Source organism: Peribacillus sp. N1, from assembly GCF_054600815.1.
In genome coordinates this window covers 1-234 of sequence record NZ_BAAHZO010000122.1, presented here as the reverse complement: position 1 = coordinate 234, position 234 = coordinate 1, and the positions used below count along the sequence as shown (strand labels likewise).

General features: G+C 50.9%; 1 pseudogene. It reads right to left on the bottom strand.

The features are described 5' to 3' along the window. Positions 1 to 6 precede the first annotated feature (6 nt). A pseudogene (locus ACYP5M_RS26795) lies at positions 7 to 234 on the bottom strand (aminotransferase class III-fold pyridoxal phosphate-dependent enzyme); the annotation flags it as partial.

Here is a 234-nt window from a genome sequence, read left to right as displayed (position 1 = left end):
TCCTTAAGTTGACGGGCCAGAGCCTGCAGCGACGAGAACAAGGTCGGAATGTCCCTTGTAACAGCCTGCAAACTTGAGGATCTTATCGCGTCCTGTGTAAGCGCGGGCAACGCGGATGGTTGACATGACGGACTCGGTTCCTGAATTGGTGAAGCGGAGTTTATCCATGGATGGTATGGCTTCTTTCCACATTTTGGCAAATTGGACTTCATGTTTGGTCGGTGTGCCGTATAA